A 372-nucleotide genomic window follows, 5' to 3' on the forward strand; every position below is an offset into this window, starting at 1 on the left:
AAAAAACCAGCGCATGTGCCACAGACCCGGGATGAAAGCAGTGTGGAGCGGCTGTATTTCGAACTGCGCGAGCGCGCCATGCGCTACGACTTTCGTCCGGGCGCACGCATCAATGAACAGGCGCTGGGGCGCGAGTTCGGCATCAGCCGGCCGCCGCTGCGCGAAGCACTGAACCGGCTGGTGGCCGAAGGTTTCCTCGACTTCGTCATGAACAAGGGCTTCTCGCGCAAATCGATCAGCGTGGAGGAATTGTTCAACCTCTACCAGGTGCGCATTGCGCTGGAGCGGCGCGCCGTGTACCTGGCGGTGGAACATGCGAGCGATGCGGAAATCGAAGGCCTGCGCGACTACTGGAACAGCGTCATGGCCAAT

1 protein-coding gene is annotated in these 372 nt (G+C 61.3%); it reads left to right on the forward strand.

Going from position 1 to position 372, the window contains the following annotated elements:
* A partial coding sequence (locus B2J89_RS21940) for a GntR family transcriptional regulator (protein WP_169170881.1) occupies positions 1 to 372 on the forward strand: 372 nt, incomplete at both ends.

The organism is Acidovorax sp. SRB_24, from assembly GCF_012931925.1.